Annotated in this window: 11 protein-coding genes and 1 pseudogene; 8 read left to right on the top strand and 4 right to left on the bottom strand. The window is 54.4% G+C overall.

Annotation, left to right across the window (positions count from 1 at the left end):
* Positions 1–207 precede the first annotated feature (207 nt).
* Positions 208–908 (top strand): annotated as a pseudogene (gene ung / locus P4S53_RS21510) (uracil-DNA glycosylase).
* Between the two features lie 80 nt (positions 909–988).
* The gene (locus P4S53_RS21505) at positions 989–1528 is read left to right on the top strand and encodes a hemerythrin domain-containing protein (protein ID WP_337114298.1); all 540 of its coding nucleotides are present in this window, start codon (positions 989–991) and stop codon (positions 1526–1528) included.
* Between the two features lie 96 nt (positions 1529–1624).
* On the opposite strand, the gene P4S53_RS21500 is transcribed toward P4S53_RS21505, so the two are convergent.
* Positions 1625–1804, bottom strand: a complete 180-nt coding sequence (locus P4S53_RS21500) for a DUF3545 family protein (RefSeq protein WP_027253123.1) — start codon at positions 1802–1804, stop codon at positions 1625–1627.
* 426 nt (positions 1805–2230) lie between these two features.
* On the opposite strand from P4S53_RS21500, the gene P4S53_RS21495 reads away from it, so the two are divergent.
* The gene (locus P4S53_RS21495) at positions 2231–3661 is read left to right on the top strand and encodes an alanine/glycine:cation symporter family protein (RefSeq protein WP_337114297.1); all 1431 of its coding nucleotides are present in this window, start codon (positions 2231–2233) and stop codon (positions 3659–3661) included.
* Positions 3662–3765: 104 nt separating this feature from the next.
* On the top strand, positions 3766–4539 hold the full coding sequence (gene yaaA, locus P4S53_RS21490; RefSeq protein WP_337114296.1) for a peroxide stress protein YaaA: 774 nt from the start codon (positions 3766–3768) through the stop codon (positions 4537–4539).
* 84 nt (positions 4540–4623) lie between these two features.
* Here yaaA and srmB read toward each other — a convergent pair whose 3' ends face one another.
* Together srmB and P4S53_RS21480 are read right to left on the bottom strand one after the other, a co-directional pair.
* Complete coding sequence (gene srmB / locus P4S53_RS21485; RefSeq protein ID WP_337114295.1) at positions 4624–5877, bottom strand: ATP-dependent RNA helicase SrmB; 1254 nt, start codon at positions 5875–5877, stop codon at positions 4624–4626.
* Between the two features lie 161 nt (positions 5878–6038).
* Entirely contained in the window at positions 6039–6782 is a 744-nt protein-coding gene (locus tag P4S53_RS21480) for a tRNA1(Val) (adenine(37)-N6)-methyltransferase (protein ID WP_337114294.1), read from the bottom strand.
* A 366-nt stretch (positions 6783–7148) separates the two neighbouring features.
* Here P4S53_RS21480 and brnQ point away from each other — a divergent pair, with 366 nt between their 5' ends.
* A complete protein-coding gene (gene brnQ, locus P4S53_RS21475; protein ID WP_337114293.1) occupies positions 7149–8459 on the top strand; it encodes a branched-chain amino acid transport system II carrier protein in 1311 nt (436 codons plus the stop codon).
* 91 nt (positions 8460–8550) lie between these two features.
* Here brnQ and P4S53_RS21470 read toward each other — a convergent pair whose 3' ends face one another.
* Positions 8551–9903, bottom strand: a complete 1353-nt coding sequence (locus P4S53_RS21470; RefSeq protein ID WP_337114292.1) for an amidohydrolase family protein — start codon at positions 9901–9903, stop codon at positions 8551–8553.
* Between the two features lie 594 nt (positions 9904–10497).
* Between P4S53_RS21470 and P4S53_RS21465 the strand changes: the two genes are divergently transcribed.
* Genes P4S53_RS21465 through P4S53_RS21455 form a run of 3 tightly spaced genes read left to right on the top strand, consistent with a single transcriptional unit; the run spans position 10498 to position 13142 of the window.
* Entirely contained in the window at positions 10498–11523 is a 1026-nt protein-coding gene (locus P4S53_RS21465; RefSeq protein WP_337114291.1) for an ABC transporter substrate-binding protein, read from the top strand.
* A gap of 2 nt (positions 11524–11525) precedes the next feature.
* On the top strand, positions 11526–12353 hold the full coding sequence (locus P4S53_RS21460; protein WP_337114290.1) for an ABC transporter ATP-binding protein: 828 nt from the start codon (positions 11526–11528) through the stop codon (positions 12351–12353).
* 9 nt (positions 12354–12362) lie between these two features.
* Positions 12363–13142, top strand: a complete 780-nt coding sequence (locus P4S53_RS21455) for an ABC transporter permease (RefSeq protein WP_337114289.1) — start codon at positions 12363–12365, stop codon at positions 13140–13142.
* Positions 13143–13235: the final 93 nt, after the last annotated feature.

Raw genomic sequence — 13235 nt, 5'->3', positions numbered from 1 at the left:
TGAAAGCGAGTGCGATGCCAGCCCCCGAAATGAACTCAGTAAGCGGCTCACGCCTTCCTCAGGCCAACCGTCCCATTCAGGGACGCGGCCACTGGCGTACCCCTGTTGGTCCTGTGTCCCGACCCAAGTGATCGCTGTTTTCATTGCGATGCCCTGATCAGACAGGCAGAATGTCGGCTTACCTTCATTTTCCCAGCAGGAGCCGACATGTCTGTTTCAGAGTCCCCATCTTCAACGCTTTTCGACTGGAAACAGTTGCTGGAACAGGAACGGCAGCAAGCTTACTTTCAGCAGGCTGAGGCACAGGTTGCCGCAGAAAGGCAGGCTGGCAAAGTGATCTATCCTGCGGCAGCTGATGTATTCCGCGCTTTTGATGCTACTCCTTTCGATCAGGTTAAGGTCGTTATTCTGGGCCAGGACCCATATCACGGCCCTGATCAGGCGCACGGGCTGAGTTTCTCCGTGCAACCCGGGGTCAAAATTCCCCCGTCTCTCGCCAATATGTATAAAGAGCTGGCGACTGATATCGACGGATTTAGCATTCCCGGCCATGGCTGCTTACAGCCCTGGGCTGAGCAGGGCGTGCTTCTGCTCAATACTGTGCTGACGGTTGAGCAAGGCAAAGCGCATTCGCACAGTAAATTTGGCTGGGAAACGTTTACCGACAGCGTTATTGCCAGTTTGAATCAGCACAGAGAAGGCCTGGTGTTTCTGCTGTGGGGAGCACATGCCCAGAAGAAAGGGAAACATATCGACAGGGACAGACACTGGGTGCTGGAGGCGGCGCATCCGTCACCCTTGTCTGCTTACCGGGGCTTTTTGGCTGCCGCCATTTTTCGCAAGCAAACAAGTGGTTGCGACAAAGCCGTAAAAGTGAGATTAACTGGCAACTTCCCGAACAAATGTAAGGCAACTTAACCTGGATCAAACAGAATTCGTGATCCCGGTTTACACTTATAGCTGGGATGTTAATGTCCGGGAGGTCGAAATGCTATTGGACAGTATTCACACCGAACATGGTTATATCAACCGGTTGCTTAAGTTGTTAGGGACAAAATTAAAAGGGATCAGAGAGGGGCACGAAGTGAATTATCAGCTGATTCGCGACATAGTGACCTATCTGCAAAACCAGGCCGAGCACTGCCACCACCCGAAAGAAGATGTCATCTACCATTACTACCTCAAACACTATGGTGAGGAGCAGGACATTTTGGATCTGGAGGCGGAACATATAGAGCTGGCCAAACTGACCGCAGAGTTTGCCGAAACCGTCGATATGATCCTGATGGATGCCGTGATTCCGCTGGATGTCTTTGCGGAAAAACTGAATGCCTTTGTGGAGCGTCAGCGCCAGCACCTGGAAACCGAAGAGAAGAGGGTGTTCCCTGTGATTCGCCGGCATTTTACCGACCAGGACTGGGCAGCCGTTGATGAAGAATATCAGGACTGCCTGTGTGATCCTTTATTCGGCAAAGAGGTTTCTGCTCAGTACCGGGAGTTGGCAAACCGGCTTGAGCCTGAGCATTAATATCTGCCGGGTCACTAAAAAACAGCACCGGCTGCAGAGCCGGTGTTGGTCGTTTGAGACTAGCCTTAACCTAGTCATGGTCGTGCAAAACCCAGATTACAAATCTACCTCATCGGTAAACTCATGTAAGATATCAATGTCCTGAAGTTCCTTTTTCAGTTTTTGCTTATCTTTGAGTGCTTCAATTTCCCGCCATTTGCGCTTAACAGGTTTACTGCGTGCATTGCGACGAGGAAAATCGCTTTCAAGCATGTTGTCAAATCCAAAGCTATCCATTTTGCACCTCTCTACCATCCTGAGTATTGCTCAGAGCGGGGGCATCTTGCCCCCTCGATCATCAGTTAAATATCACAATACGGCATAGAATAAAATTGAACTATTTCGCATTTGTTATTTATTTGTGAAATTAGTTCAAACTGAATCATTGAACTCAATGGTTTGTCCAGTGGGTTAGAAAGTAATGCAGTGCTCAATTCTGCTCAGTGTGCGTTGATTTTTTGCGACTAACTCCGCATCATCGCTCAGGTTTTCGGCAGCCGGGAACCAAAACGGTCTGAGATCAGCAAACCGGTCATATCCGGCAATGCAAATGTTTTACTGGCTTTTTATCAGCCTGTGCTGACAGATGAATTACAGTTGAATGAAGCGGCACAGCAAAGGCGTGCCGGGCAAATATACCTTTGAGCAAGGGAAGGGGTTGGTGTGACAAGTCAGATAAATTTCCTCAATGATCTGCTGTGGGGATCTGTATTGATTTACCTGCTGGTCGGGGTAGGGATCTATTTTACCTACTTGCTGGGTTTTATTCAGTTCCGGCATTTTGTCCATATGTTTCAAGTGATGAAAAACAGCCGCAAGTCGGATGCTGCCGGCATCTCTTCTTTTCAGGCATTGTGCACCAGTCTGGCTGCCCGGGTTGGGACCGGCAACATGGCCGGGGTCGCCGTGGCACTCACCTTAGGCGGGCCGGGCGCAATATTCTGGATGTGGCTGATTGCCATGTTAGGCATGGCGACGGCCTTTGCGGAAAGTGCGCTGGCCCAGCTATACAAGACCCGGGATGATGACGGCAATTACCGGGGCGGTCCGGCGTACTACATGGAAAAAGGGCTGGGCATGCGCTGGATGGGGGTGGTGTTCTCCATCTTTCTGATCATAGCCTTCGGTCTGGTATTCAATGCGGTTCAGGCGAACTCCATTGCTAAAGCCATGAATGTGGCCTTTGGCTGGCAACCTGTGGTGGTCGGCATGGTGCTGGTGGCGCTGACCGGCTTTATTATCTTCGGTGGTATGCGAACCATTGCCCGCACCGCAGAAATTCTGGTGCCCGTGATGGCGATTTGTTATCTGCTGCTGGCGCTGGTGGTGGTGGCGATGAATATCGAGCAGGTCCCTTCGGTGATCGCCCTGATTTTCCGCAGTGCCTTTGGTCTGGAAGAGGCGGCCTCCGGTGCTCTGGGCTATACCATCGCTCAGGGCATGATCAATGGCCTCAAGCGCGGGCTGTTTTCGAACGAAGCGGGCATGGGATCGGCGCCCAATGCAGCGGCATCAGCCACGCCGTACCCGCCGCATCCGGCATCACAAGGTTATGTACAGATGCTGGGGGTCTTTACCGATACGATTGTGATCTGTTCGGCCACCGTCGCCATTATTCTGGTTTCAGGTGAATATGTGCCGCATGGCGAAGTGACCGGGATAGAACTGACACAGCGAGCGCTGGCCTCCCAGGTGGGGGACTGGGGTGGGATCTTCATCGCCATTGCCATCTTTCTGTTTGCCTTTACCTCGTTGGTGGCCAATTACTCGTATGCAGAAACCAACCTGATTTTTCTCGAACACAACCACAAAGCCGGGTTGCTGATTTTTCGCGCTGTGGTACTGGGCATGGTGATGTTCGGTGCACTGGCCGAATTACCGACGGTATGGGCGATGGCGGATGTTTCTATGGGGATGATGGCTATTATCAACCTGATCGCTATTTTACTGCTCTCAGGCACTGTGGTGAAACTGGCGAAAGACTATAACGCGCAATTGGCCCAGGGGAAGGTGCCAACGTTTGACAGCGCCCAGTACCCGGAATTGCACGCGCAGCTGGATGAGGATATCTGGACCAGTCGTTCTGAACGATAGGCGGCTCCTATGGCAAAGAAAGCGACAACCACGCGCGTTGTGCGTGGTTTTTTGATGCCGAAATGGTAATCTTGCCGACAGACACGCTTACAGGACATCAAAACATGCTGATAGTGGTTTCCCCTGCTAAAACCCTGGATTATGAATCTCCTCTGGCCACAAAGACTTACACTTTGCCTGAGCTGACCGATCACTCAATGGCGCTGATTGAGGTGTGCCGCCAACTGACGCCGATGGACATTGCGAGCCTGATGAAGGTGAGCGATAAAATCGCCGGGCTCAATGCCGCCCGTTTTGCAGACTGGCAGCCGGATTTTACGCCGGAAAACGCGCGTCAGGCGATTCTGGCCTTCAAAGGGGATGTGTATACCGGCCTGGAAGCCGAGAGCCTGAGCGAGGATGACTTCACTTTTGCCCAGCAGCACCTGCGTATGCTGTCCGGTTTGTATGGTTTGTTACGGCCGCTGGATTTGATGCAGCCGTACCGTCTTGAAATGGGCACTAAGCTGGCCAACGATCGCGGTAGCAACCTGTATCAGTTCTGGGGCAGTATTATTACTGACAAACTCAATGCCGCGCTTGCCGCACAGGGCGATGACATCCTGATTAACCTGGCCTCCAATGAATACTTCAAAGCCGTGAAGCCGAAATCGCTCAAAGGCAAAGTGATTACCCCTGTGTTTAAAGACTGCAAAAACGGTCAGTACAAGGTGATCAGCTTCTACGCCAAGAAAGCCCGTGGCATGATGGCACGTTACATCATTGATAACCGCCTGACGTCAGTCGAGCAGCTGAAACAATTTGACGTGGCAGGCTATTACTTCGCACCGGAAGAATCGACGGCCGCCGAGCTGGTATTTAAGCGCGAAGAGCAATAAAGCCTGAGCTTTATCTCGTTGACAGAAAAAAGGGCCGGATACTGTATCCGGCCCTTTTGTTTTCGTCTGTTGTCACGGCAAAGATTACTTGGTTACTGCCTTCTTTTTGACAGATTTTTTCTTCTTGGCGTCTTTCTTTTTCGTGTCCTTCTTCTTACCGTCTTTGACTTTCTTTTTCTTCACGGTCGTCGGCTTTTTGTGTTTCGGGCGCAGGCCTTCAATATAGCGCTCGGGGATCTCTTCTTTCATATAACGGCTGACACGCTCGATCATGCCTTGATCATGGGCTTCGACCAGCGAGATGGCGGTGCCTTTTTTGCCGGCGCGGGCCGTTCGGCCAATCCGGTGCAGGTACACATCGGCTGTACGCGGCATGTCAAAGTTGATGACGTGGCTGACATCCGGCAGGTCAATCCCCCGCGCTGCGACATCGGTGGCGATCAGGATATTGGTTTCCCCCTCGCGGAAACGACGGATGGCATTGTTGCGGGTGGCTTGCGCCATTTCACCCTGGATCCAGACGCAGGCGATTTTCAGTGCCGCCAGTTGATCGCGCAGCTCGGCCAGACGTTCGCGGGTTTTGACAAAAATGATACTGCGCTCGGCCTGATCACTGAGGATATTTTGCAGCAACGCCATTTTGTGCGCCATGTCGTCACAGCGGTGGTAGACCTGATGGATCTTTTTGCGCTCGCGACGCGGCGGTTCCGCGTTCACTTCGACAGGCTCATTTAAAATGGTCTGGGAGAACTCACGCACCCCTTTGCCTTCCAGGGTGGCAGAAAACAACAAGCTCTGACGGCGCCAGCGGCACTCTTCATGCAGGCGTTTCACAACGGCCCCGAAGCCCATGTCGAGCATGCGGTCGGCTTCGTCCAGGATCAGGCATTCGATGGCGCGGCAATCGAATTTCTCGCCTTCGATGTATTCCATCAGACGGCCCGGTGTGGCAACCACGATGTCTTGGGTTTTGCCCAGGTACTCAGCGTGCTCGTCATAGGAGATACCGCCTGTGATGGTGAAAATTTTCAGATCAGTGTGGGCGGCCAGGGCTTTGGCCTGATCCGCGACCTGAATCGCCAGTTCACGGGTCGGTGTCAGAATCAGTACCCGGGCCGGGCCGGGTTTGCGGCGCGGAAAATCAAGCAGGTGCTGAATCATAGGCAAGACAAACGCGGCTGTTTTTCCGGTACCCGTTGGTGCGGATGCCAGTACGTCACGGCCATCCAGGGCATGAGGGATAGCCTCAGACTGCACAACGGTTGGACGGGAATACCCCATATCTTCAATCGCTTGTAGCAGAGCGCCATCTAACTCTAATTCGGAAAAATCTCTCACCAGTCTTACTCCTAAGTAGCGGGCTGCCCGTATGGGTCGCATGTCGATGGGCAGTTTGCTGCTGTGATTCAGTTAAGGGGCGGCATTATAGTGTGATTTGATGCAAGTATCACCGATTAAAGCACAAAAACTTGGATTATCCGTGCTGGCTGCTGACAGGATCAGAGCTTAAGGTAAAAGTCTTGTGTCAGGGCAATAAACTCTGCTGAGTACTGGCCTTGCTGATGGACGGTCAGCGATGTTTCGTCACACTCGCCGGCCTGAGGGGAAAGCGCAATCAGCAGGCGGTGAACCGGTTTGGTGGCGGTGCTTTTCACCCGGCACAACCGGCGGCAATGTAAGTCATCCTCAGCCAGCATCGCCAGTAAGGCTTCACCTTCGTAGACTGGCAGGATCAGGCTGGCCTGTCCTGTCGGTGCCAGCAGGTCTTGCATGCAGCTGAGCAGTTCTCTGTGGGAGAGAGTGTCGGTGTGACGCGCAGTGGCCCGGCGCTGACAACTGGCCTGTTCACCATGGTTGAAATAGGGCGGATTACACAAAATGGTTTGTAAACGGCCTTTGGGCTGAGCGCGGCTCCATTCGCGAATATCCTGCTGCTCGGCCTGCAATCGCGCAGACCAGGGCGAGGCCGAGAAATTTTTGCCGGCCGCAGCCACGGCGGTCGGGTCAATATCCAGCGCTAGAATATCCGCTGGGACGGATTGCGTGCGCTGCGCTGCCATTAAGGACAGCAAACCGCTGCCGCAGCCAATGTCGAGTATTGTATGGCCACTGTTGTCCGTCTGACTGTCACGGCAGCTTGACACGCTGGCCCATGCGCCTAACAACACCCCATCTGTGCTGACGGGCATGCCACATCCGTGGTCGTCGACATGAAACTGTTTAAACGTAAAACCTTTATTCATCGAATGAATGTCCGAAAAGACAGCCGGGTAAAATCAGTCCGCTATTATAGCGGTTATTCTTATCAATGGTTGAATTGCGGCCAAACACTGTAAAGTTTGGCAAGCTGATGGTTTAATGTTCTGTGTTGGATGTTTTGTGAGCAATGTTTGTTTTGGTGTTTGATTCTTACATCTGGTCACTAATTGGTGGTTTATTTTGGTTTTTTGGTTAACAGTCCGAAGAAAGTGGTGTTTTTGGCTGCAAGGTTGTCACTGACATTCTTTTGCTTCATTATGCTGCCTCTTTGTCTGGATATAGTGATATATCTCAGTCATGAGCCATGAATGCTAACACAACATAACAATAGACGAGTGGGAAGGTGCAGTTTGAATAACACACTCAAGGTTTCAGATATTTTTGCGATAGGTTTTATGACCTTTGCGTTCTTCCTGGGTGCCGGAAATATTATTTTCCCGCCCCAGGCCGGTTTAAGCGCAGGTGATAACCTGCTGCCAGCGATGTTTGGCTTCCTGTCGACGGCAGTCGGCTTGCCGCTGATCGGTATCATCGCCGTGGCTGTTGCCGGTGGCGGCTGGAAAGGACTGACCCGGGATCTGCCGCCTCAGCTGGCAACGCTGATGGCTGTTCTTATCTTTATCATCATCGGCCCTGCTTTTGCTGCGCCTCGTACGGGTCTTGTGGCCTACGAAATGGCGGTCAAACCTTTTATTGCCGATGGTGGACAAACCAGTCTGACCATTTTCTCTGTGGCTTTCTTCGGGCTGGCGCTGTTCTTTGCCTGGTCGCGCGGCCGGCTGATCGATTCTATCGGAAAGCTGCTCACCCCGGCGCTGTTTGCCGTGCTGGCGATTCTGGCGGTTGCGGTATTCCTCAACCCGCAAAGCGAGATTCAGGCCGCGCAGGGCGATTATGTCAACATGGCGTTCACCAAAGGTTTCCTGGAAGGGTATAACACCATGGATACCTTTGCGGCGCTGATGTTCGGTATGCTGATTGTGGATGTGATCCGTAACAAAGGCATCACGGATGAAAAAGCAACCTGCAAGTATCTGATGATGGCCGGTGTGATTGCGGCAGCGGGCCTGGCGTTTGTGTACATCTCCCTGTTCTATCTGGGTGCCACCAGTGCGGCTGTTGCGGATGGTGCGGCCAATGGCGGTGCGATTCTGGCCGGTTATGTACTGGCGCTGTTTGGTCCGGTCGGTCAGTATATTCTGTCGGCGATTGTGATGCTGGCTTGCCTGACCACAGCGATTGGCCTGATCAGTGCCTGTTCGGATTATTTCAGCTCGCTGACCCGTTTGTCTTATGAAACCTGGGCCGTGATCCTGTCTGTGACTTGTGGTGTGGTGGCCAATGTCGGTCTGAATCAGCTAATCAGCCTGTCGGTACCTGTGCTGTTTGCCCTGTACCCTGTGGCTGTGGCACTGGTGATCCTGACCTTTGTCCGCCGCTGGCTGCCAAATCCGCGTCTGGCCTACCGTGTGGTGATGCTGGTCTCGCTGATCTTCAGCATGATTGATGCGGGCAAAGTGATCGGTCTGGATATGTCATTCCTGAGCTTCCTGCCGATGTTTGACTACGGCATGGCCTGGACAACGCCGACCTTGCTGGCCCTGGTGGTGACCCGTTTCTTCCGGGCGGACATCTGTGAGGCCAAAGCACAGACGGCTTAAACCGTCTGCTGCAATTTGTTTTCTCTGAACGCCCCGGTTTGCACCGGGGCGTTTTTTTGCCGCCTGAATACGACGATACGACGACGGCGGCTCAGGCGACTCGCCTGAGCAGATCCTGGATCGCTTCTCTGGCCAGGCTGGCCAGTCGTTGCGGGTCAAGCAGAGGCACACCGTTTTTCACCACGGGTCGGCCTTGCACAAAGGTATATTTGATATCGACGGGTTCGCCGCACAGGATCGGAGCCAGTCGCGGCGTATGGCAGCCCGCGAAGCGGGGCGCCCGCAGATCGTAGAGCACCAGATCGGCTGCGTAACCAACTGCCAGTTTGCCGACTTTATCCAGTCCGAGCAGTCTGGCTCCGTCTTCCGTGCCCCATTTGAGCACGGTTTCCAGCTTCGTTGCATCAGCCCCCTGCTGGGCTCTGTGCAGCAGCCAGGTCAGGTTGAGTTCCTGGATCATCGAACCGGATTCTGAAGACGCTGAACCGTCGACCCCTATGCTGATTGGCATGCCGGCCTGCGCCATGCGGATCACAGGGGCAATGCCGCTGCCGAGACGGCAATTGGAGGTCGGACAGTGGGCTATACCTGTCTTGCTGGCAGCTAGTGCCGCGATATCCCGTGCATTGGCCTGCACCAGATGGGCAAACCAGACATCCTCGCCCAGCCAGTGGCAGCTTTCGGCATATTCCACGGCGCTCATCTTGTAGGTCTGTTGCGCCTGAATCTCATCAAAGCGGACTTCCAGCAAGTGCGAATGCATTTTCAGGCCATGACTGCGGGCAAACTCCGCCAGCAGCCGTAAATCAGCCGGAGAAGATGAGTGCACCAGGCTGGTCGGCGCGACGACCAGTTTGCGCATCGCATCCCCGCCTGGCTGGTGATAGCGTGAGCGGGACTGTTCGAGCCGGGCCAGGCACTGGGCGATGGATTCCGGTTCAACCGGGCTGCTGCGCATGCCTTTGTGGCTGCCCTGGCGGGTTGCGCCTCCCCGGCAAAGTACCAGCCGGATACCCATATCCTCTGCGGCTTGCCACACCGCGGCTTCCAGTTCCGGGCTGATCGTCGCATGATACAGATAATGGTGATCGGCGCAGGTTGTGGTGCCCGAGCGCAGCAGTTCACTGAAACCCAGACAGGCGGCGGCGTACATGATATCCGGCGTGATGTGCGGCCAGAAGCGGTAAGGCACACTGGCCAGCCAGTCACCGAGCGGTTGATTGAGTCCGGCCGGGATACCTTTGAGGAGCGACTGCGCCAGGTGGTGATGGGTGTTGACCAGCCCGGGATAAATCACGCAGTCGCGGGCATCAATGCAGGTCTCTTCCGGCAACTGGGCAAGCTGGCAGCCGATTTCAGTGATGTAGCCCTGCTGGATACGAATATCGCTGGCCGCGGCATCATGGCAGAAAATGGCGGAAGCCCCTTTTATCAGATAGTTCATCGGTGCACTTTCCTCGTTTGAGCAATGTCCCGGGTAGCCTCCCTGACCGCTTCTACTCTTGGGTGTATGAGTTGATCGTTGATTGCTTTCTCGTTCTTCGTACGTTGGCTCGTTCTTCGCGCGTTGGTTTAACGCCCGTGAGCCTGTTCGCTGTCTGTATCCCAAAGCAATTCTTGCGCCAGCCAGAGACTTGCACCGCTGCCTCGCCCTGCGCGCTGGCGTTAGGGCACCGCTGAGTATTTGATGCACAAGCACAACGCATTGAATGGGGGAGTTGCACCAGTGCAGTGCGCTGATTTACAGGGGATTTGTGCGCTGCTGGCGCGGCGGTTGTCTGGTGTCATCTTCATTAAAGCTACGTAAATAAAGGAATGTCTGCCGTGCTGTCTTGCTTTGCAACCAGGCTGGCATGGTGTTTGCCTTAACCCTGTTGTTGATTGTCAGCACGGCTGGCAGCAGCAAGGTTCAGTGTTGAGTAGAAGCGGTTAGGGAAAGATCCCGGGACATTGCTCAATGAGTGCGATGCACAGGGCGGCTCCACACGCTGTGTTATCGCTACTTTTCCCAGGTGCAATGGATGACACGGAGAAAGCAATGACAACTACTTCACACACAGTAAGCCGGTTGAGTCTGGCTGCCATTCTGCTGGTATCGGCCCAGGCCAGCGATGCAAATGAACAGGCGAACGATCAGGTGATGGACAAGGTGACGTTTCAGCTCGACTGGCTGCCCGGGGGCGATAAAGCGCCGGTGTATGTCGGGGTTGAACAGGGCTTTTTTGCCGAAGCCGGACTGGAGGTCAGCATCCGGCAGGGGAAAGGCTCGACCGATGCCATTACCAAGCTGGCCACAGGTGCTGCCGATGTCGGCCTGTCTGATCTGGTTTCTCTGCTGGTCGCCAAAGCCAGCGATGAGGTGCCGGTCAAAGCGATTTACTCGGTATTCAGTAAAGCCCCGTATGCCTTTTATGTGCTGAGCGACAGCAAGATCAAGTCGGTGCGGGACGTGGCCAATACCACGATTGCCACCTCACCGTTTACCTCGGCCAATGTTTTTCTGCCTTTGCTGCTGCGTAAAAACGGCATCGCCGAAGACAGTGTGACTGTGCTGAAAGCCGATCCGGGCGCACTCAATCCGATGCTTATCACCGGTAAGGCGGAGGTCATGATCTCCTGGATCACGGACACCGTGAAAAATCAGGCCCAGGCGGCCGAGGTGGGGAAGCAGCTGACTGTGTTGCCCTGGCATGATGCCGGTCTGGAATTTTATTCCACGGCTGTGATTGCCAGCGATCGGTTTCTGAAAGCGCGTCCGGAGGTCGCCAAACGCTTTGTGGCCGCCTATGCCAAATCGGTCGCCTATACCTGGTCACATCCTGAACAGAGTGCAGCGGCTGTGCATGCCAGGGTGCCGGATGTCGATCCGCAACAGGCGTCAGATACCATCAAATCCATCCAGGGTCTGGTCTATAACGATGTCAGTGACCGGGATGGCATTGGCCATTTTACCCCCGCACGCCTGGCATCCACCTGGCAGTGGACGGCGCAGGCCCAGCAGCTGGAGCCTGCCAGCTTTGATCCGGAATCCGCCATCAGCCGTGATTTTATGCCGGAGGAATAAGCATGAATCCTTTTGTGTCATTTCGTCAGATCAGCCATGTCTATCGCTCAGGACAGCAGTCCACTCAGGTACTGGATAAGGTCAGTTTTGAGATCAACCGCCACGAATTTGTGGCGATTGTCGGGCCGTCGGGGTGCGGTAAGTCGACCTTACTGCGTTTATTGTCCGGTTTACTGAACCCGACCGAAGGGCAGGTGGAAATTTTCGGCCGGGAAGTACGTGAGCCCAGAGAAGATATTGGCATCGTCTTTCAGAAGCCCACTTTGTTGCCGTGGAAAAATGTGCTGGATAACACCTTATTTCCGATTTATCACAAGTACGGCGGGGTCTCGAATAAAGACAGAAAATTTGCCCGCAGCCTGCTCAGGAAAGTCGGTCTGGCCGATTTTGCCGACAGCCGGCCGGATCAGCTGTCGGGCGGTATGCAGCAGCGGGTCGGTATCGCCAGGGCATTGCTGCTCGATCCCGATATCCTGATCATGGACGAACCTTTCTCGGCACTCGATGCCCTGACCCGGGAAGAAATGGGCTTCGAGCTGCTGCGGCTGTGGGCGGAAAAGCCGAAAACCGTGCTGTTTATCACCCACTCGATTTCCGAGGCAGTGCTGCTGGCAGACAAGGTGTTGGTGATGGGCCCCAGACCAAGCACCGTGCTGGAAGAAATCCCCATTGAATTACCCCGGCCCCGGACTCTGGATTCCATCAAGCACCCGCTTTTCGGCTGCTATACCGGCAAGATCCGCGAACACTTTTACCGTCCGGCCGAGTTACCGGTGACGGACAAGGATGCCGAGCCTGAACCTGCCCCCCATATCCGGCCTGTGGCCTGAGGAGAGACGATGAAATCAGCTGTATCTGAGGGGCTGAAAGGCAGCCTGCCGGTGCTGGCGATGCTGGCCATTTTGCCTGTGTGGGAGTTGGGGTGCCGCGTGTTTGCGATCCCCTCATTCATATTACCGTCCCCTTCGGCCATCGTGACCGCATTTCTGGAGGTGCCGCTGGATCGCTGGCTGGATAACCTCTATGCCACGCTGCGAGTCGCACTGCTGGGTTTTGCGATTTCGCTGCTGATCAGTATTCCGCTGGCGATTGTGATGGTGCGATCTCCTTTTCTGACCAAAGCCCTGTTTCCGCTCTTGGTGGTGATCCAGTCGACGCCTGTGGTGGCCATTGCGCCGTTGCTGATTGTGATTCTGGGGACTGGGGATGCGCCGCGGCTGGCCATTACCTGTCTGATCACTTTCTTTCCGCTGGTGGTGTCGGCAACCACAGGGATGCTGGCCACCCCGCCAGAGCTGGTAGAACTGTCGAAATCGCTCAATGTGCCGACCCGCAAAACTATCTGGCAGATCCGCTTGCCCTATGCCATTCCGCATTTGTTCAGTGGCATTAAGGTCGCCATCACGCTGGCGGTGATAGGGGCGGTGATCGCCGAGTTTGTCGCGGCGGAAAAAGGGCTGGGGTACTTTGTTCAGTTCTCCACCTCTTACTTTAAGATCCCGCAGGCCTTCGCGGCTCTGGTGTTCCTGTCGCTGGTCAGCATGGTGCTGTTCAAAGCCGTTCACTGGGTGCAGAAATACTGGTTTGCCTGGAGCTTACCAGCCGAAAAAGAACTGTAACGTACAGGATTATTCACGGAGTAGAAGCGGCGGGCAGGGCACGGATCTCCGCACCTGCCAGGCATTGCTCCAATACGGGCGAAAGCCGACTAT

The organism is Photobacterium sp. Hal280, assembly GCF_037162255.1.
In the GTDB taxonomy this organism is placed as follows: domain Bacteria; phylum Pseudomonadota; class Gammaproteobacteria; order Enterobacterales; family Vibrionaceae; genus Photobacterium.
This window is presented reverse-complemented; position numbering and strand designations above follow the sequence as displayed.

Bases quoted from the DNA above. Each gene is read 5' to 3' on its own strand.
- P4S53_RS21460 (WP_337114290.1), top strand. From the start codon at position 11,526: ATGAATCCTTTTGTGTCATTTCGTCAGATCAGCCATGTCTATCGCTCA.
- yaaA (WP_337114296.1), top strand. From the start codon at position 3,766: ATGCTGATAGTGGTTTCCCCTGCTAAAACCCTGGATTATGAATCTCCT.
- P4S53_RS21465 (WP_337114291.1), top strand. From the start codon at position 10,498: ATGACAACTACTTCACACACAGTAAGCCGGTTGAGTCTGGCTGCCATT.
- P4S53_RS21480 (WP_337114294.1), bottom strand. From the start codon at position 6,782: ATGAATAAAGGTTTTACGTTTAAACAGTTTCATGTCGACGACCACGGA.
- P4S53_RS21505 (WP_337114298.1), top strand. From the start codon at position 989: ATGCTATTGGACAGTATTCACACCGAACATGGTTATATCAACCGGTTG.
- P4S53_RS21470 (WP_337114292.1), bottom strand. From the start codon at position 9,903: ATGAACTATCTGATAAAAGGGGCTTCCGCCATTTTCTGCCATGATGCC.
- P4S53_RS21455 (WP_337114289.1), top strand. From the start codon at position 12,363: ATGAAATCAGCTGTATCTGAGGGGCTGAAAGGCAGCCTGCCGGTGCTG.
- P4S53_RS21500 (WP_027253123.1), bottom strand. From the start codon at position 1,804: ATGGATAGCTTTGGATTTGACAACATGCTTGAAAGCGATTTTCCTCGT.